The following is a 22,084-nucleotide window of genomic DNA, read 5'->3' on the forward strand; positions in this document are numbered from 1 at the left end:
AAGAATGAGATAACGTCGGTCGAAATGCCTTACGATCACTCTCCATCTCCTGTTGCGCCTACGGCGTCGTCCCGACTGTGGACGGCCGGCGCCAGCGGGGGCGTGGCCATATTGGTGATGGCGGTTCTGGCGGTGATGAAGCCCGAGCTGGCGGGATGGCTGGCGGCGGGCGCCGTCGCTGTCGCGCTCGCGACCTGGTTGGTGAACCGCAATCCGCCGTCGGCCGCCGACGAGATGGAGTTCGAACCCGGCGCGGTCGATCTGGGCCCGGACGCGGCTCTGCTGGGCGATGTGTTCGAGGCGCTGGACGATCCCTTGCTGATCATCAGCGGCGGCGAGGCGGACGATATCGCCGGACGCCGCATCGCCCTGGCCAATGCGGCGGCGCGCGAGCTGTTCAAGCTGAACGGGACGGGCGGCGGGCTGCTGGTCTCGGTCCTGCGTGAGCCGCGCGTGCTGGAGGCGGTGGACGAGGCCCTGTTCGAGGGCGTCGCCGCCGAGGTCGACTATGTCGGCGGCGGCGTTCAGGAACGGCACTGGCGGGCCTTGGTGCGTCCCCTGCCGACGCGAGAGGCTTCAGCCTGGGGCGGCGGGGCGTTGACCCTGCTGGCGCTGCGCGACGAGACGGACGTGCGTCGCATGGAGAAGATGCGCGTCGACTTCCTGGCCAACGCCAGCCATGAACTGCGCACGCCGCTGGCGTCCCTGTCCGGGTTCATCGAGACGCTGAAGGGCCACGCCAAGGACGACCCCAAGGCGCGCGACAAATTCCTGGACATCATGGCGGTTCAGGCCGACCGGATGCGGCGCCTGGTCGCCGATCTGCTGTCGTTGAGCCGGATCGAGCTGAACGAACACATCGCGCCTCTGGGCCGGGTCAACCTGGCGCGGGCGACGGCGGATGTGGTCGATGCGGTCAGCGTCATCTCGAGCGAGCGGCAGGTGACGATCCATGCGGACCTGCCGCACGGCGGCGCGGCCGTGACCGGCGACCGGGACGAGATCGCCCAGGTGGTGCAGAACCTGATCGACAACGCCCTGAAGTATTCCAGCGCAGGCGGGACCATCGAGGTCGGCATCGAGATCGACCGCACTCTGGACGAGGCCATGGCGGCGCGGATGGCCGAGGGCAATCGCCTGTCCCTGGCGACCCCCGACCGCGAGACGGGCCAGCGCTACGCCGTCGTCACCGTGCGTGACCACGGGCCGGGGATGGCGCGCGAGCACCTGCCGCGTCTGACCGAGCGATTTTATCGTGTCGAGGGCCAGAAGAGCGGCGACCGGCAGGGCACGGGCCTGGGGCTGGCCATAGTGCGCCACATCATCATCCGCCACCGCGGCGGCCTGTCGGTCGATAGCGCGCCGGGCTGCGGCGCTATCTTCGCCGCATGCTTCCCGCTGGCCCCTGAGGCCGAGTCCTGACGTCCGCATTCGGAGCGATCGTCATGGAGCTGCGACATTGCGGCCGGGCGCCGTAACAGAACTGTCATCCAGCCGTCTTAATCCGCTGACGTATCGCAGGCAGTTTCCCGGCCGAAACGCACCGAACCCGGCGCGTTCCTGATTCCTGCGCTGATCGGACCGGATGATCTGGATTTTCCTGCTGCTGCTGATCGCCTTCGCCGTCCTGGCCTATGTGGCCGGGCGGGCCTTGGCCGTTCGCCGGAGCCAGGGGGCGAAGTCGCATTCGCGTCCTGGCCAACACGGGCTTTACGCCCTGATCTGGGTCGGGGTTCCGGCGCTGGCGATGCTGATCGTCGCCTCGGTCTTCTCGACCTCCATCGAGCAGCAGATGATGCGGGCGGGCGCGCCTGACAGCGTCACCCAGCTGGAGCCATTCCGCCGTGAGGCCTTCTTCGCCGACGCCCGTCTGGTCGGTGCGGGGCAGGAGGCGCGCCAGATCTGGCCCGCGCCTTACGCCGAGGAACTGCCGGCCGAGGGCCGCCGCGCCCACCGCATCGCCGCGGCCCTGAACTGGGGCGGGGGCGTCGCCGCCCTGATCGCCGCCGTGCTGGGCGGCCTGTTCGTCTTCAGCCGCATCCGTCCCGACCTGCGTGCGCGCAACAAGGTCGAGGGCTGGATCACCGGTGTGCTGTTCGCCTGTTCGGCGGTGGCGGTGCTGACCACGCTCGGCATCATCTTCTCGCTGGTGATCGATTCCTTGCGCTTCTTCAGCATGGTGCCGATCACCGAGTTCCTGTTCGGAACCAAGTGGAGCCCGCAGATCGCCATTCGCGCCGATCAGGTCGGGTCGTCGGGCGCCTTCGGGGCCGTGCCGCTGTTCGCGGGCACCTTCCTGATCATGGCCATCGCCATGGCGGTGGCGGCGCCCATCGGCCTGTTCTCGGCCGTCTATCTGTCGGAGTATTCGGGCCCGAAGACCCGCGCCCTGGTCAAGCCGGCGCTGGAAGTCCTGGCTGGCGTGCCGACCGTGGTCTACGGCTTTTTCGCCGCCCTGACCGTTGGTCCGGCGCTGCGCGTCTTCTTCAACGGCATCGGCGACATGCTGATCGGCGGTCCGTTCAACGATCTGGGGCTGTACCTTTCGCTGGTCCAGAACCAGATGGCTCTGGTCGCGGGCGCGGTCATGGGGATCATGCTGATCCCCTTCGTCAGCTCCCTGTCGGACGATATTCTGAACGCGGTGCCGCAGTCCCTGCGCGACGGCTCCTACGCCATGGGCGCCACCAAGTCCGAGACGATCAAGAAGGTGCTGCTGCCCGCCGCCCTGCCGGGGGTCGCCGGCGCCCTGCTGCTGGCCGTGTCGCGCGCCATCGGCGAGACCATGATCGTCACCATGGCCGCGGGCCTGGCCGCCAAGCTGACCCTGAACCCGCTGGAGACGGTCACGACCGTCACCGTCCAGATCGTCACCCTGCTGACCGGCGACCAGGAGTTCAACAGTCCCAAGACGCTGGCCGCCTTCGGTCTGGGCCTGACGCTGTTCGTCGTCACCCTGCTGCTTAACATCGTCGCCATGCGCATCGTGCAAGCCTATCGGGAACAGTATGACTGACGCCGCCCAGAACTTGACCGAGCAGGGCGCGACCGGCGTCAGCCCGCGCACCCAGCGCCTGAAGAGCCGCCTGCGCGCCCGCTATGCGCGCGAGACCCGCTTCCGCTGGTACGGCCGCGCGGCCATCGGCGTGGCCCTGACCTTCCTGGTGATCCTGCTCGGCAGCATCGTCACCCAGGGCTACACCGCCTTCTACGCCCATACCGTGACCCTGCCGGTCTATATGGACCCGGCGCGGATCGACCGTTCCTATCCGCAAGGCGCCAATTTCGAGCAGATCGTCGCCGAACAGCAGATCCGCCGCCTGGGCGTCCAGGACGACGAACAGGGGACCAAGGCCTCGGCCATGAAGGCCCTGCTGTCCTCGGAGCTGAAGTTCCAGGCCGCCAAGATGATCGCGCGCCAGCCCAGCCTGCTGGGCCAGACCGTGCCGGTCGCCGCGCCGCTGTCGGATGACGCCGAGATGTATCTGAAGGGCAAGATCACCCGCGATCAGCCCGAGGACCAGCGCCGCGTCACCAATGAGCAGATGGACTGGCTGGACCGGATGAAGGCCTCGGGCGCCGTGCGTCCGCACTTCAACTCGGCCCTGTTCACCAAGGGCGACTCGACCCAGCCGGAGCTTGCGGGCCTGCTGGGCGCCGTGGTCGGTTCGGCCCTGATGCTGATGGTGACGGCCCTGATCGCCATTCCGGTCGGCGTCGGCGCCGCCGTGTGGCTGGAGGAATACTCGCCGCGCAACCGCATCACGGCGATCATCGAGGTCAACATCAACAACCTGGCCGCCGTGCCGTCCATCGTCTACGGCCTGCTGGGTCTGGCGCTGTTCATCAACTTCCTGCACCTGCCGCGCGCCAGTCCGCTGGTCGGGGGCCTGGTGCTGGCGTTGATGGCCCTGCCGACCATCATCATCGCCACCCGTTCGTCGCTGAAAGCCGTTCCGCCCTCGATCCGCGAGGCGGCCCTGGCCATGGGCGCCAGCCGCACCCAGACGGTGTTCGGCCACGTCCTGCCGCTGGCCATGCCCGGCGTGATGACGGGCGCGATCATCTCCATGGCCCACGCCCTGGGCGAGACGGCGCCGCTGCTGCTGATCGGCATGATCAGCTTCGTGCCGGGCGTGCCGCACGCCATCGACGAGCCGGTCGGCGCCCTGCCGTCGCTGATCTACATCTGGGAGAACGCGTCCGAGCGCGCCTTCCACGAACGGACGGCGGCCGCCATCCTTGTCCTTCTCGCCTTCATGATCGTCATGAACGCCGCCGCAGTCCTGCTGCGCCGTCGCTTCGAACGCCGGTGGTAAATCTTATGAAGTCCCGCATCTTCCGCGCGCCCGAAGGCGTTTCCAACGGCGCTTCCGCCACCCTGACGACGGCGCCGGTCGTCGGCGCCCACGCTTCGGCCCCGCTGGGTCCGATCAAGATCGCCGCGCGCGACGTCAGCGTCTTCTATGGCGAGAAGCAGGCCCTGTTCGACGTCTCGCTGGATATCCCGGACAAGACGGTGACGGCGCTGATCGGTCCGTCGGGCTGCGGCAAGTCGACCTTCCTGCGGACGATGAACCGCATGAACGACACCATCCCCGGCACCCGCGTGACCGGCCGGATCGAGATGGACGGCGGCGACATCAACGACCGCAAGATCGACCCGGTGCTGCTGCGCGCCCAGGTCGGCATGGTGTTCCAGAAGCCGAACCCCTTCCCCAAGTCGATCTATGAGAACGTGGCCTATGGGCCGAAAATCCATGGTCTGGCCTCGACCAAGGGCGAGATGGACGAGATCGTCCAGAAGTCGCTGAAGCGCGCCGGTCTGTGGGACGAGGTCGCCGACCGCCTGCATTCGCCGGGCACCGGCCTGTCGGGCGGCCAGCAGCAGCGTCTGGTCATCGCCCGCGCCATCGCGGTCGAGCCGGAAGTCATCCTGATGGACGAGCCCTGCTCGGCGCTGGACCCCATCGCTACGGCCAAGATCGAAGAGCTGATCGACGAACTGCGCGAGCGTTACTGCATCGTCATCGTCACCCACTCGATGGCCCAGGCGGCCCGCGTCTCGCAGCGCACGGCCTTCTTCCACATGGGCAAGCTGGTCGAGACTGGCGACACCGAAGAGATCTTCACCAACCCGCGCGAAAAGCGCACGCTCGATTACATCACCGGCCGTTTCGGCTGAGGACCCGACGATGAACCAGCATACGGTCAAGGCTTACGGCGACGAGCTGAACCAGTTGACGGCTGAGGTGGTCCGCATGGGCGGCCTGGCCGAGGCCCAGGTGGCGGACGCCATCGAATCCGTCGCCCGCCGCGACGTGGCTCTGGCGAAGGCGGTGGTCGAGCGCGACAACCGCCTGGACGCCCTGCATCGCGACATTGAGAAGAAGGCGATCCGCCTGATCGCCCTGCGCCAGCCGGTCGCTAGCGACCTGCGCCGGACGCTGGGGGCCATGAAGCTGGCCTCGGACCTGGAACGCACCGGCGACCTGGCCAAGAACATCGCCAAGCGGGCGCTGATCCTGGCCGAGGCCGAGCCGATGCAGCCGCTGACCCGTTCGATCGAGCGCATGGGGCGGCTGGTGTCGAACCGTCTGCGCGACGTGCTGGACGCCTATACGGCCTCGGAGATCGAGCGCGCCCTGTCGGTCTGGCAGACCGACGACGAGGTGGACGAGCACTACAACGCCCTGTTCCGCGAACTGCTCACCTATATGATGGGCGACCCGCGCACGATCACGGCCTGCACCCATCTGCTGTTCATGGCCAAGAACCTGGAGCGGATCGGCGACCACGCGACCAACATCGCCGAGACGGTCCACTATGAGATCACGGGCGAGGACATGCTGGGCGAGCGGCCGAAGGCCGTGCCCGGTCCCGGCGAAGAGCCGACGCCGACCCCGCATCTGCCTGCGTCGCCTGACGCGGCGGACGACTGACACCCCCCTACATCGCTGACGACTTCGACGAACCGGAGAGGCTGACGTGCAACCCTATATCCTGGTGATGGAAGACGAGGACGCCCTGGCCACCCTGCTCCAGTACAATCTGGAGAAGGAAGGCTATGACGTGGCCGTCGCCGCCGACGGCGAGGAGGGGATGCTGCAGATCGACGAACGCACCCCCGACCTGATCCTGCTGGACTGGATGCTGCCCAAGCTGTCGGGCATCGAGGTCTGCCGCCGCGTGCGCGGCCGGGCCGAGACGCGCAACCTGCCGATCATCATGCTGACCGCGCGCGGCGAAGAGACGGACCGCGTGCGCGGTCTGGACACCGGCGCCGACGACTACATGACCAAGCCCTTCTCGATGACGGAGCTGACCGCGCGCATCCGCGCCGTGCTGCGCCGCATCCGTCCGGGTCTGGCCGACGACCGGGTCAACCACGCCGACATCATCATGGACCGCGTCGCTCACCGCGTCAGCCGCGCGGGCCGCGAGGTGCATCTGGGCCCGACGGAGTTCCGCCTGCTGGACCACTTCCTCAAGCATCCGGGTCGGGTGTTCAGCCGCGAGCAGTTGCTGGACGCGGTCTGGGGCTCGGACGTCTATGTCGAGGCCCGCACCGTGGACGTCCACGTCGGCCGCCTACGCAAGGCGCTGAATGTCGAAGGCACGGTCAACCCGATCCGCACCGTGCGCTCGGCGGGCTATTCGCTGGACCTGAACAACTGATCTGAGCCCTTCTTCCCCTCGGGGGAGAAGGCGGGCGCCTTAACTTTTCTTCATCTGCATCCGCAGGGCCATCCGTCCGCCTCTGAACGACGACGTCGTATCGGGGAGGGAAGTCATGTCGGCCGCCATTGTCGCCATGCTGGGCTGGGTCGGCGCGATCGCGTTGGCGGGCGGGGCGGCCGCCGTCCTGTCTCGGGGGAAGGTGCGCTGGGGCTGGCTGGCCGCAGCCTTGCTGCTGATGGCGGTCTATGACGCCGTGCTCACGCGCGGCTACGGGCACATCCCGCTGGATTTTGGACCCTCGCGCTGGAACTGGGAGGGCAAGACGCTGGCCGTCCTGCTTTCGCTGGCTGTCGCGAGCCTGCCCATTGTGGGATGGCGGCGCAGCGGCGTGACGCTGCATCAGGACCGGGCGGGGCTACGAGGCGCGTTCATCCTGTCAGGTCTTTTGGTTCTGTTGTTCCTCGGCCTGGCGATCTGGATGCCGGGCGAGGGGTTCGACGCCGACAGCCTGGCTTTTCAACTGACCATGCCGGGGCTGGACGAGGAGATCTTCTATCGCGGCGTGCTGCTGCTGATGCTGAACGAGGCGTTCGGACGGCCGATCCGTGTGCTGGGCGCGCCGATGGGTTGGGGCGCGGTGCTGACTGCGCTGGCGTTCGGCCTTACCCACGCCCTGGGCTATCAGGACGGCGGCTTCACCTTTGACTGGGCGCCGATGGCGTCGACGGGACTGGCGGGCCTGCTGCTGGTCTGGCTGCGCGAAAAGACCGGCAGCGTGCTGCTGCCGGTCCTGCTGCATAACTACGGCAACGCCGTCTTCATGCTGGTCTGAGGGATCAGGCCTCGGCCGTTTCCAGCTCGGCCGGGTCGATCTCATAGTTGGTCGAGCAGTATTCGCACGTCACGCGGATCTTGCCGTCGTCCTCGACCATTTCGGCGCGCTCTTCCGCCGGGAAGGACTGGAGCACGCTGGCGATACGGTCCCTCGAGCAGCGGCAGACGGCGGCCAGGGTCTGGGCGCCTTCCAATCGCACGCCATCCTCGTGGAACAGGCGGTACAGCAGGGTCTCGGCGCTGATCGTCGGGTCGATCAGTTCGTCGTCGCCCAGGGTGGCGAACAGGGCGCGGGTGCGCTCCCACACTTCTTCGGTCGAGCCGCGCGACTCGTCGCCGGCGATGACCTGGATCATCGCCCCGCCTGCACGCCAGGCGCGGCCCGCGTCGGTTTCGACCTCGCCGACCGCCAGGCGCACCTTGGTCGGCACCTGCTCGGACTGGGAGAAGTAGTGTTCGGCGCACAGCGACAGGCTCTCGCCCTCGATGGGGGTCACGCCCTGCGTCCGCTCGAAGTCGGCGCCGCGATCCACCGTCATGATGAAGACGCCGCCGCCCAGCAGGGTCTTGGCCCCCGGACGGGCGAAGCCTTCGGACGCCTTGGCCACTTCTTCCGGGTCGAACCGGCAGAAGCCCCGCAGGTGGCCGTCCGTGCCGTAGTCGGCGACGACATAGCGCACCGGGCCGTCGCCCTGGGCCTGGACGATCAGGCGGCCGTCAAACTTCAACGCCGAGCCGACGATGGCGGCCAGGACGCAGGCCTCGCCCAGCAGGGCGGCGACCGGCTCGGGATAGGCGTGGGCCGACAGGATCTTGTCGACCGCCTCGCCCAGTCGGACCAGGCGGCCGCGCACCGGCCAGCCTTCGATCTGGAAGGCGGCGGCGAAGTCGTCCGTCGGGGCGGCGATGGGGGCGTCGGGCGCGTGATCGGTCACGGCGTGAAATCCTGAAAACTGTCGGAAGCGGCGCAACATAGGGAGCCGAAGGCCGCTTGGTAAGGGGAGGCCGTGTCGCCCGCGCCACGGCCCCGTGCGGTTCAACGTGCGGTTCAACAAGCTTGACCGGACGCAGGGAACCCTTTGTGCTGAAGCTCGCTCCCTTAGGAACCGAAACTGCTTCCTTCCCCAAGAGGTCTGACATGATGGATCGTGAGTTCAACGTCGTGGATGAGGTCCGCAAGCACCCTGGAATCACCGCAGGCGTCGTGGCCGTTCTGGCGGGCGTCGGCCTGGCGACCATCCTGCTGAACCAGCGCTCCGGCCCGACCCGCTATGAGCGGATCAAGACGCGCATCGACCCGCGCGGCTGGTTCGACGCCGAGGCCCTGCGTCACCGCTTTGACGATATCGCGCGCGGGGTTCGCGAAGGGGCGGATGATCTGACCCATCGTGCGGCCGATCTGGGCGACTACGCCCAGGAGCGCGCCGGCCGCTTCGGCGCCGAGACGCGCGATCGGGCTGACGAATGGTATCGCCGCACCAAGAAGAAATCGCGCCGTCCGATGCGCCGCTATACCAAGCAGGCGCGCCGCTATGCCGAGGACGCCGGCGACTTCGCCCGCGATCACGCCAAGGAGGGCGGCGCCCTTCTGGCCGTGGCCACCATCGCCGCAATGATCGGCGCGGCGGCCCTGGAAAGCCGCCGTCGGGGCGAAAATGGCGGCCGCTGAGCCGGTTTTCAGCTGTAAATGGAAAAATCATGCGGAAAGGGGCGCTGCGGCGCCCCTTTTCATTGCTGCGAATGCGAAGAGGGTCTAGAGCCCGCGCATGATCTCGCCTGTCTTCATTTTCGACTTCGATTCCACCCTGGTTCGCATCGAGACGCTGGAGGCGCTGGCCGAGCTGGCGCTGAAAGACGCGCCCGACGCCGCCGAGCGCAAGGCGCGGATCGCGGCCCTGACCGACGACGCCATGAACGGTCGGATCGGCTTCGGCGAGGCGCTGAAGCAGCGGCTGGACCTGCTGGCCCTGCGCCGCGAGCACGTCGAGGCCCTGACCGACCGCATCCTGGACGAGGCGACGGTCTCCATCCGCCGCAACGTCGACTTCTTCCAGCGCAACGCCGAGCGCATCTACATCCTGTCGGGCGGCTTCCGCGAGGTGATCGGCCCACTGGCCGAGCGGCTGGGCGTGGCGGCCGATCATGTGCTGGCCAACGACCTGATCTATGACGACGAAGGCCGCGTGACGGGCGTCGATACGGCCAACCCCCTGTCGCGCGAGAACGGCAAGCCGGAGGTGATCCGCGCGCTGAGCCTGAACGGTCCCGTGGTCATGGTCGGCGACGGCTGGACCGACGCCGAGGTCAAGATTCAGGGCGCGGCCGACCGCTTCTACGCCTTCACCGAGATCGTCAGCCGTCCCAAGGTGGTCGAGGCCGCCGACGCCGTCGCCGCCTCCCTGGATGAGGTGCTCTACGCCGAGGGCGTGGCCGGGCGCTGGTCCTATCCGCGCAACCGCATCCGCATGCTGCTGCTGGAGAACGTCCACCCCGCCGCCGTCGAGCGGCTGGAGGAGGCGGGCTATTCCGTCGAGACGATGAAGGGCGCGCTGGACGAGGACGACCTGATCGAGGCGATCAAGGGCGTGCACGTCCTGGGCATCCGCTCCAAGACCAACGTCAGCCGCAAGGTGCTGGACGCAGCGGATCGGCTGATGGCCGTGGCGGCCTTCTGCATCGGCACTAATCAGGTCGATCTGGACGCGGCGGCGGACAAGGGCGTGGCCGTGTTCAACGCCCCCTATTCCAACACCCGTTCAGTGGTCGAACTGGCCATCGGCATGATGATCGTCCTGATGCGCGACGTGGCCGACAAGTCGCGTGATATGCACAAGGGCAAGTGGAACAAGTCGGCCACGGGATCGCGCGAAGTGCGCGGCAAGACGCTGGGCATCGTCGGCTACGGCGCCATCGGCAGCCAGTTGTCGGTGCTGGCCGAGAACTTGGGCATGAGGGTGCTGTTCTACGACCTGTCCGAGCGGCTGGCGCTGGGCAACGCCCGGCGGATGCGCTCGCTGGACGCCCTGTTGGCCGAAGCGGACGTGGTGACGATGCACGTCGACGGCCGCAAGGAGAACACCGCCATCATCGGCGCCGACCAGTTCGCAAAGATGAAGCCGGGCGCCCTGTTCCTGAACCTGTCGCGCGGTCATGTGGTCGATGTCGACGCCATGGCCGAGGCGCTGAAGTCCGGCCGTCTGGGCGGGGCGGCGGTCGACGTCTTCCCCGAGGAGCCGCGCACCAATGCAGACCCGTTCGACAGCCCGCTGGTCGGCCTGGACAAGACGATCCTGACCCCGCACATCGGCGGCTCGACCGAGGAGGCACAGGAAGCCATCGCCGAGTTCGCGGCCGAGCGTCTGCTGGGCTATCTGAACCGGGGCGACACCACCTTCTGCGTCAACCTGCCGAACGTGCAACTGGCCGAGGTGACGCGCGCCCACCGTCTGCTGCATATCCACCGCAATCAGCCGGGCGTGCTGGCCGAGCTGAACCGCGCCCTGTCGGATGCGGGCCTGAACATTCTGGGCCAGCACCTGAAGACGGACGAGCGGACCGGCTATGTCATCACCGACGTGGACCGCGACTACGACCGTGAGGCGCTGACGGCGCTGAAGCAGCTTCCGGGCACCATCCGCTTCCGCCGTCTGCACTGATCGTCGATCACCTTCCCTCGCGTCATCTTGCGTCCTGAGAAAAGCGGCGCAGACTGCAGCCTAACGACCGCATACGGACGGTCGATGGGAGGGAAATCGATGTCTCGTCTTCTTCGCGGAGCGGCGCTGGCTGCTCTGAGCCTGGCCGCCGTGTCCGCCGCCGGAGCCGCCTCGGCCCAGAGCTACAACCGTCTGGTGGTGTTCGGCGACAGCCTGTCGGACAATGGCAACCTGTATCTGGCGACGGGCGGATCGACCCCGACCTCGCCGCCCTATGGTGCCGGGCGATTCTCCAACGGGCCGGTGTTCACCGAGCGGCTGGGCTTCAACGCCGCCAACTTCATGGGGCCGGTGACGGGCAGCATCAACTACGCCTTCGGCGGTGCGCGCACCGACAGTCAGACGGCGCCGTTGGGGATGCGATTGCAATTGGGCCAGTATCTGCAGCGCGGCGGCAAGTTCGGCGCGAACGATCTGGTCAGCGTGCTGGGCGGGGCGAACAACATCTTCCAGGGGTTGCCTGCAGCAGGGGCCTCGCCCAATCCGACCGGCTCCATCGCTCCTGTGGCGCAAAGTGCGGCGGCGGATATCAACTTCATCGTCAACGGCGTCGCTGAGGCCGGAGCGGGAACGGTGCTGGTCACCAACCTGCCCAAGCTGAGCCTGACGCCGCAGTTCCGTGGGACGCCCGCCGCGCCGCTGGCTGACTACGCCGTCACGACGTTCAATGGCGCCCTGCTGACCGGGCTGACCACGACGGCGGCGGCGCGGCCGGGCAGCAACATCATCCTGATGGATCTGTTCAAGGTCGGGGACGTGATCGCTAACAACCCCAGCGCCTTCGGCGTGTCGAACGTGACCCAGGCCTGCTTCAATGGCGTGACGCTGTGCTCTAACCCGGACGACTACTTCTATTTCGACGGGGTTCACCCGACGGCCAAGGGCCATGCGGTGATCGCGCGCCTGGCCAACGACTATCTCTATTACGGCGATCTGGGCAGTCAGACCGCGATCCTGGGCGAAACATCCTGGCGTCACCGCGAGGACGCGCTGGACAACTCGACCGCCGCCCTGTCGGGGCGTGAGGCGTGGACGGGCGGAACCTCGATCTCGGTCGAGGGGCTAGCCGACAAGACCGAGACCGATGCGCGCGGCGCCATCGGCGAGGCGACCTCTGACGGCTATGGCGTGCGGATCGCCCTGGAGTCGGGGACGGAGAGCTTGCGCTTCGGCCTGGCCGGCTCCTATCGCAACGCGGATGTGGATGCGGGCGCCCTGCGCGCCGACGTCGACAGCTTCGGGCTGGACATCTACGGCGGCTGGCGCTCGGGCGACCTGTTCGTCAATGCGGCGGCGGGGGTGGCCCAGGACGACTTCAACGACGTCAATCGCCTGACCAGCCTGGCGCCGATCGTTCACAGCAGCTCGACGCGCGGCGTCTCGACCGGCGCGCGCCTGCAGGGCGGGATGTGGTTCGACTTGGGCGGCTTCGCCCTGTCGCCGCGCGCGGCGGTGGCCTGGGTCAACGCCGATGTGGACGGCTTCAGCGAGCAGGGACCGGCGGCGCAGTACGCCTATGCCGACCGTTCGGTGCAGGCGACGACGGCCGAGATCGCCCTGCGCGCCGAGGGCGGGACCGAGCGGATCCGCTTCTACGCCGAGGGCGGCTATCGCGACAGCCTGAGCGACGACAGCGACGCCGTGCGCACCGGCATCCTGGGCAATCCCGCCCAGGTTCTGGCCCGCGACGTGGACCTGCCGTTCGGCGGGCAGGTGCTGGCCGCCGCTGGGATCGAGGGCACGGTCATGGAGCGGCTGAAGGTGTCGATCGGCTACAAGGGCCGCTTCGGCGATCACGCCGACAGCCATATGGCGGCGGTGAAGCTGAGCTTGCCGCTGTAATTCTGGAAAACGAAGGTTTCCGAGGTGCGACCCCGTGTCGCCCTCGGAGCGCCCCATTCATGTCCCGGTAAAATTGCAAAAGACGGTCAATTCCGGCCGTCGGCGACTTTGAGTTTCGCTGCCCGCGCGCGTGTTTCGCGCCTTCCTGACGGCTCCTCCGCGCTGACCAAGCGCTCAGAATGAGTCGTTAGAGTATGCGTCTAGTTCCTCCGGCCGTGCGGCCGCATGTGATCCGTTTCGGCCAGACGGGCGTCCTGGCCGGCCTGGCGGTCTTGGCCATGGCGGCCGCGCCCGTCGGCATGATTTCCGGCGCCCCTGAGAAGGTCGTCGATATCTCGGCCCCCATCGCCCCGCCGGTGAAGGCGGTGGCCGAACCCGCCGGGCCCGTCACGCGCAAGATTGTCTTCGAGGCCCCGCTGAAGGGCTATCGCATCAACTCGCCCTTTGGTCTTCGAAAGCTGGCGATCGAGGCCAAGGCGCGGGCGCACAAGGGCGTGGACATCGCTGCCCCGACCGGCACCGGCGTCTTCGCCACGACCGAGGGCAAGGTGCTGCGCGCGGGCTATCAGGCGGGCGGCTACGGCAACTTCATCGAGATGCAGCATCCGAACGGCATGACCAGCCTGTACGGCCACCTCAGCCGCATCGACGTGCATACGGGCAAGGCGGTGGCGGCCGGCGAGCGTATCGGCCTGGTGGGTTCGACCGGCTATTCGACCGGCCCGCACCTGCACTTCGAGGTCCGCCGCAACGGCGGCCAGATCGATCCCGCCAAGATCGTCGGCCAAAGCTTCGACATCCGGGTGAAGGCGCCGGTCTGATCCTGCGCACGGGGCGCGGCATCATGACCAAACCGTAATGTAAAATACCCTTTCCATTGCCTGCGCGCTGCCGTTAGATTCGATCCTTGGGCTTTTTGCAGGGGGACCGAATGGTCGCGGCGCTGACGCTGGATGGAATCAGTAAGAGATACGGAGGCTTCCAGGCGGTCTCCGACCTGAGCTTCCAGGTCGAGAAGGGGTCGATCTGCGGTTTTCTGGGGCCGAACGGGGCGGGCAAGACCTCGACCCTGCGGATGATCCTGGGCCTGCAGCCGGCGACCAGCGGCCGCATCGACATCCTGGGCGCGGACGACGGGCGCAAGGTGCGCGATCGGATCGGCTTCCTGCCCGAGGAGCGGGGCCTCTACAAGAAGATGACGCCGGTGGACGCCATCGCCTTCTTCGGCGGGCTGAAGGGCCTGCCCCTGCCCGAAGGCCGCCGCCGCGGCCGCGAGATGCTGGAGCAGATGGGCCTGGGCGAGGCCAGCAAGAAGAAGATGAAGGAGCTGTCCAAGGGGATGGCCCAGAAGGTCCAGCTGATCGCCTCGGTGGTGCATCAGCCGGAGTTCGTCATCCTGGACGAGCCGTTCTCGGGCCTCGATCCGATGAACCAGCAGGGACTGGAGGCCATGATCCGCGCCCTGGCCGACAATGGGGCGACGGTGCTGTTCTCGACCCACGTCATGCAGCACGCGGAGCGTCTGTGCGACAAGGTGGTGTTGCTGGCCCGCGGCCGTAAGGCGTTTGAGGGCACGGTGGACGAGGCGCGGGCGACATCGCCGCGCTTTCTGGAACTGGAAGGGGCGCTGGACCGAAACGCGGTCGCCGCTCTGCCGGGCGTCAGCGGCATCGAAACCCTGGCCGAAGACGGCGCCGTCAGCACTCTGCGCGTCGGTCTGACGCCGGGGGCGGAGGCGCAAAGCGCCCTGCGCGCCGCCTTCCTGGGCGGGCTGGACGTGCGGCGATTCCAGATGAAGGAGCCGACCCTGCACGACGCCTTCATCGCCCTGACCGGCGATCACCCGGACGAGGATCAGTCCGTCGGCAAGGCCGACAAGATGGAGGCCGCGCGATGAACCGCATTCTTCTGATCGCGCGCCGCGAGTTCCTGGCCTACGCCAAGACGGTCGGCTTTTGGCTGTCGTTGCTGGCCTTCCCGCTGTTCGCTGTGCTGGGCGGGGCTATTCCCGCCTTGATGAACCATGCTGAGCCGGTGCGCGAAGCCGTCATCATCGACGAGACCCCGGCCGGGTCCGGCCTGGCCGCCGCTGTGAGCCAGGCGCTGGAGAGGGAGCGCGGACGCGCTGACATCGCCGCCCTTCGCATGGCCGCCGTGCCCGAGGCCGGGACTGCGGGCGGCGACCGCGTACGCGAGGCCGCCGAGCAGGGCGGCTTCGACGCCGGGCTGGAGGCGCTGAAGAAGGAGGCCCCGCGCGCCGCCGCAGGCTTCAAGACGCCCAAGCGGTCGTTTGAACTGGTCGAGGCGCCCGCCGATCTGGCCGCCGCAGCGCCGGGTGAGGCGCGCGACGCCCTGGCCCGCCGCTATGTCGACAAGGACGCGCCCGAGGGTGAGAAGCTGAACGCCGTGGTCTTCCTGACCGAAGCCGAGGGCAAGCCCGGCGCCCGTGTCTGGACCGGCCGCGCCACCGACGATGTGGTCGAGGACGCCATCCGCGACGCCTTGAAGTCCGCCAACCGCAGCCGCGTCTTCGTCGCCAGCGGCATCGATCCTGCGGTGGTGTCGGACACGGAGAAGTTCCGGCCGGACGTTTCGGTCTTCTCGCCGCGTGCGGCGTCGGGGGGCGAGGTGTCGTTCCGCGACAAACTGCCGGTGATCGTCGGTCTGGCGGTCGGCTTCATCCTGTGGTCGCTGATCATCACCGGCGCTTCCATCCTGCTGAACAGCGTGATGGAGGAAAAGTCGAACAAGATTCTGGAAGTGCTGCTGTCTTCGGCCTCGGCGACCGAGATCCTGGCGGGCAAGGTGCTGGGCGTGGCCCTGCTGACCCTGGCCGTGCTGGGCGCCTGGGGCGGCATCGGCGCCATCGGCCTGATCGCGACCGTGCCCGATGTGGCGCGGGACATCGGCTCGGTGCTGCTGACGGACGGCCTGTTCGTCTACTTCCTGCTGTTCCTGGTCGGCGGCTATTTGATGTACGCTGTGCTGTTCGCGGCCATCGGCGCCTTCTGCGACACGCCGCGCGACGCCCAGACCTTGATGGGGCCGATCATGATGGTGCTGGTCGTGCCGATCCTGGTCATGCAGATGGCCATCCGCACCCCGGACGCCATGGTGGTGAAGGTCATCAGCCTGATCCCGCCCTTCACCCCCTTCGTCATGGCTGCGCGCGCGCCCAGCGGACCGCCCCTGATCGAGATCATCGGCGGTCTGATCGGGATGTTCCTGTTCGCGGCCCTGATGGTCTGGGCGGCCGGCCGCGCCTTCCGCGCGGGCGCCCTGTCGGACGTGAAGCTGAGCTGGAAGAGCTTCATGGGCGCCGTGACGGGGCGGTGAGGTTTAGGGGAGGGAGGCCTTGCCTCTCTCCCGCTCATCCCGGCGGTCGCGGGGATGAGCGGAGAACAAGCACACAAAGAAAAAGGCCGCCCCGGATGTCCGGGGCGGCCTTTGATCTTTCAGGCGTCAGCCGGTCTTAGCGACCGCGACCCTTCGGAGCCGGCAGCAGGCCCTCGCGCTGGGCGCGCTTGCGAGCCAGCTTGCGGGCGCGACGGACAGCTTCAGCCTTTTGACGGGCGCGCTTTTCCGACGGCTTTTCAAAGTGCACGTGACGCTTCATTTCGCGGAAGCTGCCTTCGCGCTGCATCTTCTTCTTCAGGGCTTTCAGCGCCTGATCGACATTGTTGTCGCGGACAAAAATCTGAACCAGGGGTCTCTCTCCTTTGGCCGCCCGCCGCGTCCTTTCCAAGGGAGACGGGCAGACAAAACAAAACCACGCTCGAGAGGAGGCCTCCCAAGTGAAGGCGCGCTGATACATGATCGGGGGGGGCGTGTCCAGATCGTCGCGCCTAATCGTGATGGCTCGAAACGCCCGCCGGATGGGCGTATCGTGCCGCCCATGACCGAGACAGCCGAGACCGCTCCGAAAGGCGATTGGGCCGACCGCACAGAACAGGCCGTTCTGGACGCGGCCATAGAACGCGCGCCCGCGCTGGGCTGGAACGCGCGCCTGACGCGCGCCGCGTGCGAGGCGTGCGGCCTGTCGCTGGGCGACCAGGAATTGCTGCTGCCCAACGGCCCGCGCGATCTTGCGGTTCTGCTGTCGCGTCGTCATGACGCGCGCGCGCTGAAGGCGCTGGAGGCCACGCCCGTCTCGACGATGAAGATTCGCGAGCGAATCGCCGCCGCCGTCTCGGCGCGGATGGAATCGGGCGCCGAGGACATCGAGGCGGCCAAGCGGTGCGCGGGCTTCCTCAGCCTGCCGACCAACGTCGACCTGGGCTTCAAGCTGGCGTGGGAGACGGCGGATCACCTGTGGCGCTGGGCGGGCGACACGGCGACGGACCAGAATCACTACTCCAAGCGGGCGATTCTGGGCGGCATCCTGATCCCCGCTCTGACCATGCGCTGGTTCGACGGGCGCGAGGCGGCGGACGGTTTCGTCGCCCGCCGCATCGAAAACGTCATGGCCTTCGAGAAGTGGAAGGCGGGCAAGGACTTCGACGCGCCGGTGCGGACGATCACCGACGTGCTGGGGCGGTTGCGCTACGGGGCGAGGGGAGCCTGATGAGGATGCGCGCGAAGGCTGTCGTTCTGGCGATGGCCCTGTTTGTTGGCAGCCCGGCCATGGCGCAGATCCTGCCGGATCCCAACGCGGTTCAGTGGCGAGAGGTTGGGGCTGTCGGAGCCTTCGAATACTCTATTGATGAGAGATCTTTGGCGCGAGATGGGGACACGCTGACGGTGTTAATGCGCGGGTGGGCGCCGCCTTCGGGGAGCGACAAGATCAACACCATAGTCGCGCGTCTGACTTTGGACTGTCAGCAGCGGCTCGTGGCGCTAGGCGTGCGCGACTATTATCGCGAGGTTGCGGGGTTTGCGCGCTCTTCGAGGCTTGAGAGCGGGCTGGTGGAACCGACCGATCCGGGCCAGATTCTGCTGCTGGATCGGCTCTGCGTGGAGCAGCCTTGATCTAGCCGAGCGACAGAATGCGGTTCATGTGCGCCATCTTCCGCCCCGGCCGGGCGTCGTGCTTGCCGTAGAGGTGCAGGCGGGCGTCAGGCTGGGCGGCCAGGGCGCGCCAGTCCTCGATCTCGGCGCCCAGCAGATTGGTCATCTCGACGCGGGCGTGGGCCTGTGTCGGGCCCAGGGGCCAGCCGACGACGGCGCGGACGTGCTGCTCGAACTGGTCGCAGATGCAGCCGTCCTGGGTCCAGTGGCCGGTGTTGTGGACGCGCGGGGCGACCTCGTTCACCAGCAGTTCGCTGTTCCCCATGTCGAACAGTTCGATGCCCATGACGCCGATGTAGTCGAGGCCGTCCAGAACGGCGGTGGCGATCTGTTCGGCGCGCGCTTGCGTGGCCGGGTCGACGGCGGCGGGGGCGGTGGTGGTCTTCAGCACCCCGTTCTTGTGGACGTTCTCGCCCAGGGGATAGACGGCGACGGCGCCGTCGCGGCCGCGCGCGGCGATGACCGACAGCTCCCGCTGGAACACGGCGGCGGCCTCAAGTACGGCGGGGCGGCGGCCGATGGCGTCGAAGGCGGCTTCGGCGTCGGCGGCGTTGCGGATCCAGACCTGGCCCTTGCCGTCGTAGCCCTCGCGGCGGGTCTTCAGCAGGGCGGGCAGGCCTAGGCGTTCGATGGCGGCGGTCAGGTCGTCCAGCGTCGTCACGGCGGCGAAGGCCACGGTCGGGGCGCCGACGGCGTTGAGATAGGTCTTCTCGTCCACCCGGTCCTGCGCCACGGCGAGAGCCGTCGGTCCCGGCGCGACCAGGGCGCCCGCTTCGGCCAGGGTCTCGACCGAGGCGGCGGGAACGTTCTCGAATTCGAAGGTGACGACGTCGCACAGACGGCCCAGCGCCTGCAGGGCGTCGGGATCGTCATAGGGGGCGGTGATCTGGGCGCGCGAGACGCGGGCGGCCGGGCTGTCGGGCTGGGGATCGAGGATCACCACGTCGAAGCCCAGACGCGAGGCGGCCTGGCTCAGCATCCGGCCCAACTGGCCCCCGCCGAGAATGCCGAGGGTCGAACCGGGGGGCAGGGGAAGATCGGGCATCAGTCCTCGACGCTTTCGGCGACGGATTCGGTCTGGGCGGCGCGGAAGGCCGACAGGCGCTCGGCCAGGGCGGGATCGGCCAGGGCCAGGATCTGCGCCGCCAGGATGCCCGCGTTGGCGGCGCCCGCCTCGCCGATGGCCAGGGTGGCGACGGGCACGCCGCCGGGCATCTGGACGATGGAGAGCAAGGAATCGAGGCCCTTCAGCGCCTTGGACTGGACCGGCACGCCCAGCACCGGCAGATCGGTCATCGATGCGGCCATGCCGGGCAGGTGGGCCGCGCCGCCTGCGCCGGCGATGACGACCTTGAAGCCCTTGTCCTTGGCCGTCGTGGCGAAGTCATAGAGGCGCTGGGGCGTGCGGTGCGCGCTGACGACCTTGGCCTCCCAGGCGACGCCCAGTTGGTCCAGGCGGTCGGCGGCCAGCTTCATCGTGGGCCAGTCCGAGCGGCTGCCCATGATGATTGCGACCGGAGTCGTTGAAACGGGCGGCGTGGAGGCGGTCATGCGCAAAGGCTCCCCAAGCGGAAAGCGGCCCGTTACAGCACCCGCGTTGCGCCCGCAACCGAGGACGCTAGACTCCGGCGCGTCGCGGGGCCTTGAGTCGGCCGGAAATGCGACGCCGGAGCCCGCCTTGAACCACCTGGCCGAACAGACGACCGCTGCGGGCGCCGATGCGGAATTGCACGCCGCGATCGCGCGCCTGCGCGCTGAGGTGGCGGCTCTGACCGAACGGGCGGAGCGGGCTGAGGCTCTGGCTGACCACGACGTGCTGACGCCCGCGCTGAACCGGCGCGGCTTCATGACGGTGCTGGCGCGCAATCTGGCCTATTGCCGCCGCCACGGGGTCGAGGCGTCGTTACTGTATCTTGATCTGGACGGTTTCAAGGGAATCAACGATCGCCTGGGCCATGCGGCGGGGGATGCGGCTCTGATCGCTGTGGCGGAGCTGTTGCTGGCGAACGTGCGCGAATCCGACGCCGTCGGCCGCATGGGCGGGGACGAGTTCACCGTGGTGCTGATGAATGCAGGCGCCGAGGAAGGGCGCGAGAAGGCGCGGCGGCTCAGCGAGGCGCTGGAGAGCGAAGGCTTCGTCTGGGACGAGACGCGGGTGGCGCTGGGCGGCTCGTTCGGCGTGCGCGCCTATGCGGCTCAGACGGACGCGGAGGTCTGGCTGTCCGAAGCCGACGCGGCCATGTGGCTAAGGAAGAAGGCGCGGCCGGAAGCGACGCGTTGAAGAATTGAAAAAGGGCGCCGAGATCAGTCTCGGCGCCCTTTGCTTTAGCCGTTCAGCAGGCTGTTGCGGCGGCTGTACAGCAGATAGACCGCCACCCCGATCACGTTCCAGATGACGAAGTTGATCTGGGTCGAAGCGGGCAGGCTGAAGAACAGATAGATGCAGCCGGCGATGGCCACCGGCCCGACCAGCCACCACACCGGGGCGCGGAAGACGCGCGGCCGGCCCGGCTCGCGGCGGCGCAGCACGATCAGGCACAGGCCGACCGAGGCGAAGGCCACCAGCGTCCCGGCGTTGGCCAGGGCGGCCAGGTCGCCCAGCGGAATGAAGCCGGCGATGATCGCCATCAGCACGGCGGTGCCCGCCGTCACGCGCACCGGCCCGCCTGAACGCTCGGACACATGGGCCAGGCTGCGCGGCAGCAGGCCATCGCGGGCCATGACGAAGAAGATGCGGCTCTGGCCAAACATGAAGGCCAGGATGACGGTGGGCAAGGCGACGACCGCCGCCCCTGCGATCAGGGTGGCCCACAGGTCGGACCCGACGGTGCGGATGATGTGGGACAGGGGCTCGGGCGACTTCATGAAGTCGGTGAAGGGCATGGCGCCCAGGGCGGCGATGGCCACGGCCATGTAGATGATGACGCAGGCCACCATCGAACCGATGATGCCGATGGTCAGGTCGCGGGCGGGATTGCGGGTCTCTTCCGCCGCCGTGGCCACGGCGTCGAAGCCGTAGAAGGCGAAGAAGATGATGGCCGCCGCCGCCATCACGCCCATCTCGGCGCCGACGCCGTGCGAGAAGCCGTAGGGCATGAAGGGCTTGAGGTTGGCCGGATTGAAGTGGGGCAGGGCGATCGCCACGAAGGCGATCAGGGCGGCGATCTTGACCACCACCAGCACGGCGTTGATCGAGGCGCTTTCCTTGGTGCCGGCGACCAGCAGACCCGCCACGGCGGCGACGATGATCACGGCGGGCAGGTTGACGATGCCGCCTTGCGACGGGGCTGAGGTCAGCATGGCGGGCAGGCCCATGCCGATCCCCTCCATCATGCCCGAGAAATAACCCGCCCAGCCGACAGCCACGGCCGAACAGACCACGGTGTATTCCAGGATCAGGCTCCACCCGACCATCCAGGCCGCGCCCTCGCCCAGGGTGGTGTAGGAATAGGTGTAGGCCGAGCCCGACTCCGGGATCATGGTCGCCAGCTCGGCGTAGGCCAGGGCGGCGCAGACGCAGACGATCCCCGCGATGACGAAGGCCAGCATGACCGCCGGTCCGGCCCGCTCCGCCCCGACGCCGATCAGGGTGTAGATGCCGGTGCCGACAATGGCGCCGACGCCCAGGGCGACCAGGTGCGGCCAGGACAGGGTGGGCTTCAACCCATGAGCCTTGGGCGGCCCTCCCAGCGCAGGCAGGGCCTTGCGGCGTGTCACGAAACTCATGCGTCTTCCCCCAGGCGGCCCTTGACGGCGAATGTAAAAATATTCGGAATAACGGTGTTTTTCCGTAGCATTATTGGCGCAGCCTTGGGTCGACCAAGCTATGCCGCAACAGAAAAAACGACCCTGAAAGGCCGCTTCATATCCTGATCATTGGATCATAAATTCAGATTTGCCGCAGAAACAACGCTTCGATCCCGCATTTGACCTGAAAAAGCGTATTTCGAAGATGGCTCAGTTTTTCGACGTTCGTGTGAATTATATTTCGTCGTACCGGCAAT

Annotated in this window: 21 protein-coding genes; 16 read left to right on the top strand and 5 right to left on the bottom strand. The window is 67.8% G+C overall.

Going from position 1 to position 22,084, the window contains the following annotated elements:
- Positions 1-24 precede the first annotated feature (24 nt).
- The 7 genes from AC3IPP_RS04435 (at position 25) to AC3IPP_RS04465 (ending at position 7,513) form a co-directional block, all read left to right on the top strand.
- On the top strand, positions 25-1,422 hold the full coding sequence (locus AC3IPP_RS04435) for a sensor histidine kinase (RefSeq protein ID WP_489150515.1): 1,398 nt from the start codon (positions 25-27) through the stop codon (positions 1,420-1,422).
- 163 nt (positions 1,423-1,585) lie between these two features.
- Positions 1,586-3,016 carry a phosphate ABC transporter permease subunit PstC gene (gene pstC, locus AC3IPP_RS04440; protein ID WP_489150516.1) on the top strand — a complete coding sequence of 477 codons (1,431 nt, stop codon included), beginning with the start codon at positions 1,586-1,588 and terminating at the stop codon, positions 3,014-3,016.
- Complete coding sequence (gene pstA, locus AC3IPP_RS04445) at positions 3,009-4,319, top strand: phosphate ABC transporter permease PstA (RefSeq protein ID WP_489150517.1); 1,311 nt, start codon at positions 3,009-3,011, stop codon at positions 4,317-4,319. Before pstC ends, pstA begins: the two co-directional genes overlap by 8 nt.
- A 5-nt stretch (positions 4,320-4,324) precedes the next feature.
- Positions 4,325-5,185: a phosphate ABC transporter ATP-binding protein PstB gene (pstB, locus tag AC3IPP_RS04450; protein ID WP_087139820.1), complete on the top strand. Its 861-nt coding sequence runs from the start codon at positions 4,325-4,327 to the stop codon at positions 5,183-5,185.
- Positions 5,186-5,195: 10 nt separating this feature from the next.
- Positions 5,196-5,942: a phosphate signaling complex protein PhoU gene (phoU, locus tag AC3IPP_RS04455; protein ID WP_087139817.1), complete on the top strand. Its 747-nt coding sequence runs from the start codon at positions 5,196-5,198 to the stop codon at positions 5,940-5,942.
- Positions 5,943-5,988: 46 nt separating this feature from the next.
- A complete protein-coding gene (gene phoB, locus AC3IPP_RS04460; protein WP_003165711.1) occupies positions 5,989-6,678 on the top strand; it encodes a phosphate regulon transcriptional regulator PhoB in 690 nt (229 codons plus the stop codon).
- A gap of 115 nt (positions 6,679-6,793) precedes the next feature.
- Positions 6,794-7,513, top strand: coding sequence for a CPBP family intramembrane glutamic endopeptidase, BDIM_20840 family (locus AC3IPP_RS04465; RefSeq protein WP_489150518.1), 720 nt, complete (start codon positions 6,794-6,796; stop codon positions 7,511-7,513).
- A 4-nt stretch (positions 7,514-7,517) separates the two neighbouring features.
- Here the strand turns inward: AC3IPP_RS04465 and AC3IPP_RS04470 are convergent, their stop codons facing one another.
- Entirely contained in the window at positions 7,518-8,450 is a 933-nt protein-coding gene (locus AC3IPP_RS04470) for an Hsp33 family molecular chaperone (protein WP_489150519.1), read from the bottom strand.
- Positions 8,451-8,653: 203 nt separating this feature from the next.
- Here AC3IPP_RS04470 and AC3IPP_RS04475 point away from each other — a divergent pair, with 203 nt between their 5' ends.
- The 6 genes from AC3IPP_RS04475 (at position 8,654) to AC3IPP_RS04500 (ending at position 16,409) form a co-directional block, all read left to right on the top strand.
- The gene (locus AC3IPP_RS04475; protein WP_489150520.1) at positions 8,654-9,184 is read left to right on the top strand and encodes a hypothetical protein; all 531 of its coding nucleotides are present in this window, start codon (positions 8,654-8,656) and stop codon (positions 9,182-9,184) included.
- A gap of 97 nt (positions 9,185-9,281) precedes the next feature.
- On the top strand, positions 9,282-11,171 hold the full coding sequence (gene serA, locus AC3IPP_RS04480; protein ID WP_489150521.1) for a phosphoglycerate dehydrogenase: 1,890 nt from the start codon (positions 9,282-9,284) through the stop codon (positions 11,169-11,171).
- 99 nt (positions 11,172-11,270) lie between these two features.
- Positions 11,271-13,073 (top strand): autotransporter domain-containing protein, encoded by a 1,803-nt coding sequence (locus AC3IPP_RS04485; protein WP_489150522.1) that lies wholly within the window; start codon positions 11,271-11,273, stop codon positions 13,071-13,073.
- Positions 13,074-13,267: 194 nt separating this feature from the next.
- On the top strand, positions 13,268-13,894 hold the full coding sequence (locus AC3IPP_RS04490) for a M23 family metallopeptidase (protein WP_489150523.1): 627 nt from the start codon (positions 13,268-13,270) through the stop codon (positions 13,892-13,894).
- A 110-nt stretch (positions 13,895-14,004) separates the two neighbouring features.
- Entirely contained in the window at positions 14,005-14,970 is a 966-nt protein-coding gene (locus AC3IPP_RS04495) for an ABC transporter ATP-binding protein (protein ID WP_489150524.1), read from the top strand.
- The gene (locus tag AC3IPP_RS04500) at positions 14,967-16,409 is read left to right on the top strand and encodes an ABC transporter permease (RefSeq protein ID WP_087139800.1); all 1,443 of its coding nucleotides are present in this window, start codon (positions 14,967-14,969) and stop codon (positions 16,407-16,409) included. Before AC3IPP_RS04495 ends, AC3IPP_RS04500 begins: the two co-directional genes overlap by 4 nt.
- Positions 16,410-16,545: 136 nt before the next feature.
- Here the strand turns inward: AC3IPP_RS04500 and rpsU are convergent, their stop codons facing one another.
- Positions 16,546-16,779: a 30S ribosomal protein S21 gene (gene rpsU, locus AC3IPP_RS04505; RefSeq protein ID WP_087139870.1), complete on the bottom strand. Its 234-nt coding sequence runs from the start codon at positions 16,777-16,779 to the stop codon at positions 16,546-16,548.
- Between the two features lie 189 nt (positions 16,780-16,968).
- Here rpsU and AC3IPP_RS04510 point away from each other — a divergent pair, with 189 nt between their 5' ends.
- Together AC3IPP_RS04510 and AC3IPP_RS04515 are read left to right on the top strand one after the other, a co-directional pair.
- Positions 16,969-17,637 carry a COQ9 family protein gene (locus AC3IPP_RS04510; protein WP_489150525.1) on the top strand — a complete coding sequence of 223 codons (669 nt, stop codon included), beginning with the start codon at positions 16,969-16,971 and terminating at the stop codon, positions 17,635-17,637.
- Positions 17,637-18,041: a hypothetical protein gene (locus AC3IPP_RS04515; RefSeq protein WP_087139796.1), complete on the top strand. Its 405-nt coding sequence runs from the start codon at positions 17,637-17,639 to the stop codon at positions 18,039-18,041. The genes AC3IPP_RS04510 and AC3IPP_RS04515 overlap by 1 nt, the downstream gene beginning before the upstream one ends.
- Position 18,042: 1 nt before the next feature.
- Here AC3IPP_RS04515 and AC3IPP_RS04520 read toward each other — a convergent pair whose 3' ends face one another.
- Positions 18,043-19,125 (bottom strand): 5-(carboxyamino)imidazole ribonucleotide synthase, encoded by a 1,083-nt coding sequence (locus AC3IPP_RS04520; protein WP_489150526.1) that lies wholly within the window; start codon positions 19,123-19,125, stop codon positions 18,043-18,045.
- Positions 19,125-19,631 carry a 5-(carboxyamino)imidazole ribonucleotide mutase gene (purE, locus tag AC3IPP_RS04525; protein ID WP_489150527.1) on the bottom strand — a complete coding sequence of 169 codons (507 nt, stop codon included), beginning with the start codon at positions 19,629-19,631 and terminating at the stop codon, positions 19,125-19,127. Before purE ends, AC3IPP_RS04520 begins: the two co-directional genes overlap by 1 nt.
- A 127-nt stretch (positions 19,632-19,758) precedes the next feature.
- On the opposite strand from purE, the gene AC3IPP_RS04530 reads away from it, so the two are divergent.
- On the top strand, positions 19,759-20,361 hold the full coding sequence (locus AC3IPP_RS04530; protein ID WP_489150528.1) for a GGDEF domain-containing protein: 603 nt from the start codon (positions 19,759-19,761) through the stop codon (positions 20,359-20,361).
- A 44-nt stretch (positions 20,362-20,405) separates the two neighbouring features.
- On the opposite strand, the gene AC3IPP_RS04535 is transcribed toward AC3IPP_RS04530, so the two are convergent.
- Positions 20,406-21,806, bottom strand: a complete 1,401-nt coding sequence (locus AC3IPP_RS04535; protein ID WP_087139789.1) for an amino acid permease — start codon at positions 21,804-21,806, stop codon at positions 20,406-20,408.
- Between the last annotated feature and the right edge of the window lie 278 nt (positions 21,807-22,084).

It is taken from the genome of Brevundimonas sp. KH_060 (assembly GCF_057838275.1).

What these genes read in the sequence shown, in the direction of transcription:
- AC3IPP_RS04435 (WP_489150515.1), top strand. Translation starts at nt 25, where the DNA reads ATGCCTTACGATCACTCTCCATCTCCTGTTGCGCCTACGGCGTCGTCC.
- pstC (WP_489150516.1), top strand. Translation starts at nt 1,586, where the DNA reads ATGATCTGGATTTTCCTGCTGCTGCTGATCGCCTTCGCCGTCCTGGCC.
- pstA (WP_489150517.1), top strand. Translation starts at nt 3,009, where the DNA reads ATGACTGACGCCGCCCAGAACTTGACCGAGCAGGGCGCGACCGGCGTC.
- pstB (WP_087139820.1), top strand. Translation starts at nt 4,325, where the DNA reads ATGAAGTCCCGCATCTTCCGCGCGCCCGAAGGCGTTTCCAACGGCGCT.
- phoU (WP_087139817.1), top strand. Translation starts at nt 5,196, where the DNA reads ATGAACCAGCATACGGTCAAGGCTTACGGCGACGAGCTGAACCAGTTG.
- AC3IPP_RS04465 (WP_489150518.1), top strand. Translation starts at nt 6,794, where the DNA reads ATGTCGGCCGCCATTGTCGCCATGCTGGGCTGGGTCGGCGCGATCGCG.
- AC3IPP_RS04475 (WP_489150520.1), top strand. Translation starts at nt 8,654, where the DNA reads ATGATGGATCGTGAGTTCAACGTCGTGGATGAGGTCCGCAAGCACCCT.
- serA (WP_489150521.1), top strand. Translation starts at nt 9,282, where the DNA reads ATGATCTCGCCTGTCTTCATTTTCGACTTCGATTCCACCCTGGTTCGC.
- AC3IPP_RS04485 (WP_489150522.1), top strand. Translation starts at nt 11,271, where the DNA reads ATGTCTCGTCTTCTTCGCGGAGCGGCGCTGGCTGCTCTGAGCCTGGCC.
- AC3IPP_RS04490 (WP_489150523.1), top strand. Translation starts at nt 13,268, where the DNA reads ATGCGTCTAGTTCCTCCGGCCGTGCGGCCGCATGTGATCCGTTTCGGC.
- AC3IPP_RS04495 (WP_489150524.1), top strand. Translation starts at nt 14,005, where the DNA reads ATGGTCGCGGCGCTGACGCTGGATGGAATCAGTAAGAGATACGGAGGC.
- AC3IPP_RS04500 (WP_087139800.1), top strand. Translation starts at nt 14,967, where the DNA reads ATGAACCGCATTCTTCTGATCGCGCGCCGCGAGTTCCTGGCCTACGCC.
- AC3IPP_RS04510 (WP_489150525.1), top strand. Translation starts at nt 16,969, where the DNA reads ATGACCGAGACAGCCGAGACCGCTCCGAAAGGCGATTGGGCCGACCGC.
- AC3IPP_RS04515 (WP_087139796.1), top strand. Translation starts at nt 17,637, where the DNA reads ATGAGGATGCGCGCGAAGGCTGTCGTTCTGGCGATGGCCCTGTTTGTT.
- AC3IPP_RS04520 (WP_489150526.1), bottom strand. Translation starts at nt 19,125, where the DNA reads ATGCCCGATCTTCCCCTGCCCCCCGGTTCGACCCTCGGCATTCTCGGC.
- purE (WP_489150527.1), bottom strand. Translation starts at nt 19,631, where the DNA reads ATGACCGCCTCCACGCCGCCCGTTTCAACGACTCCGGTCGCAATCATC.
- AC3IPP_RS04535 (WP_087139789.1), bottom strand. Translation starts at nt 21,806, where the DNA reads ATGAGTTTCGTGACACGCCGCAAGGCCCTGCCTGCGCTGGGAGGGCCG.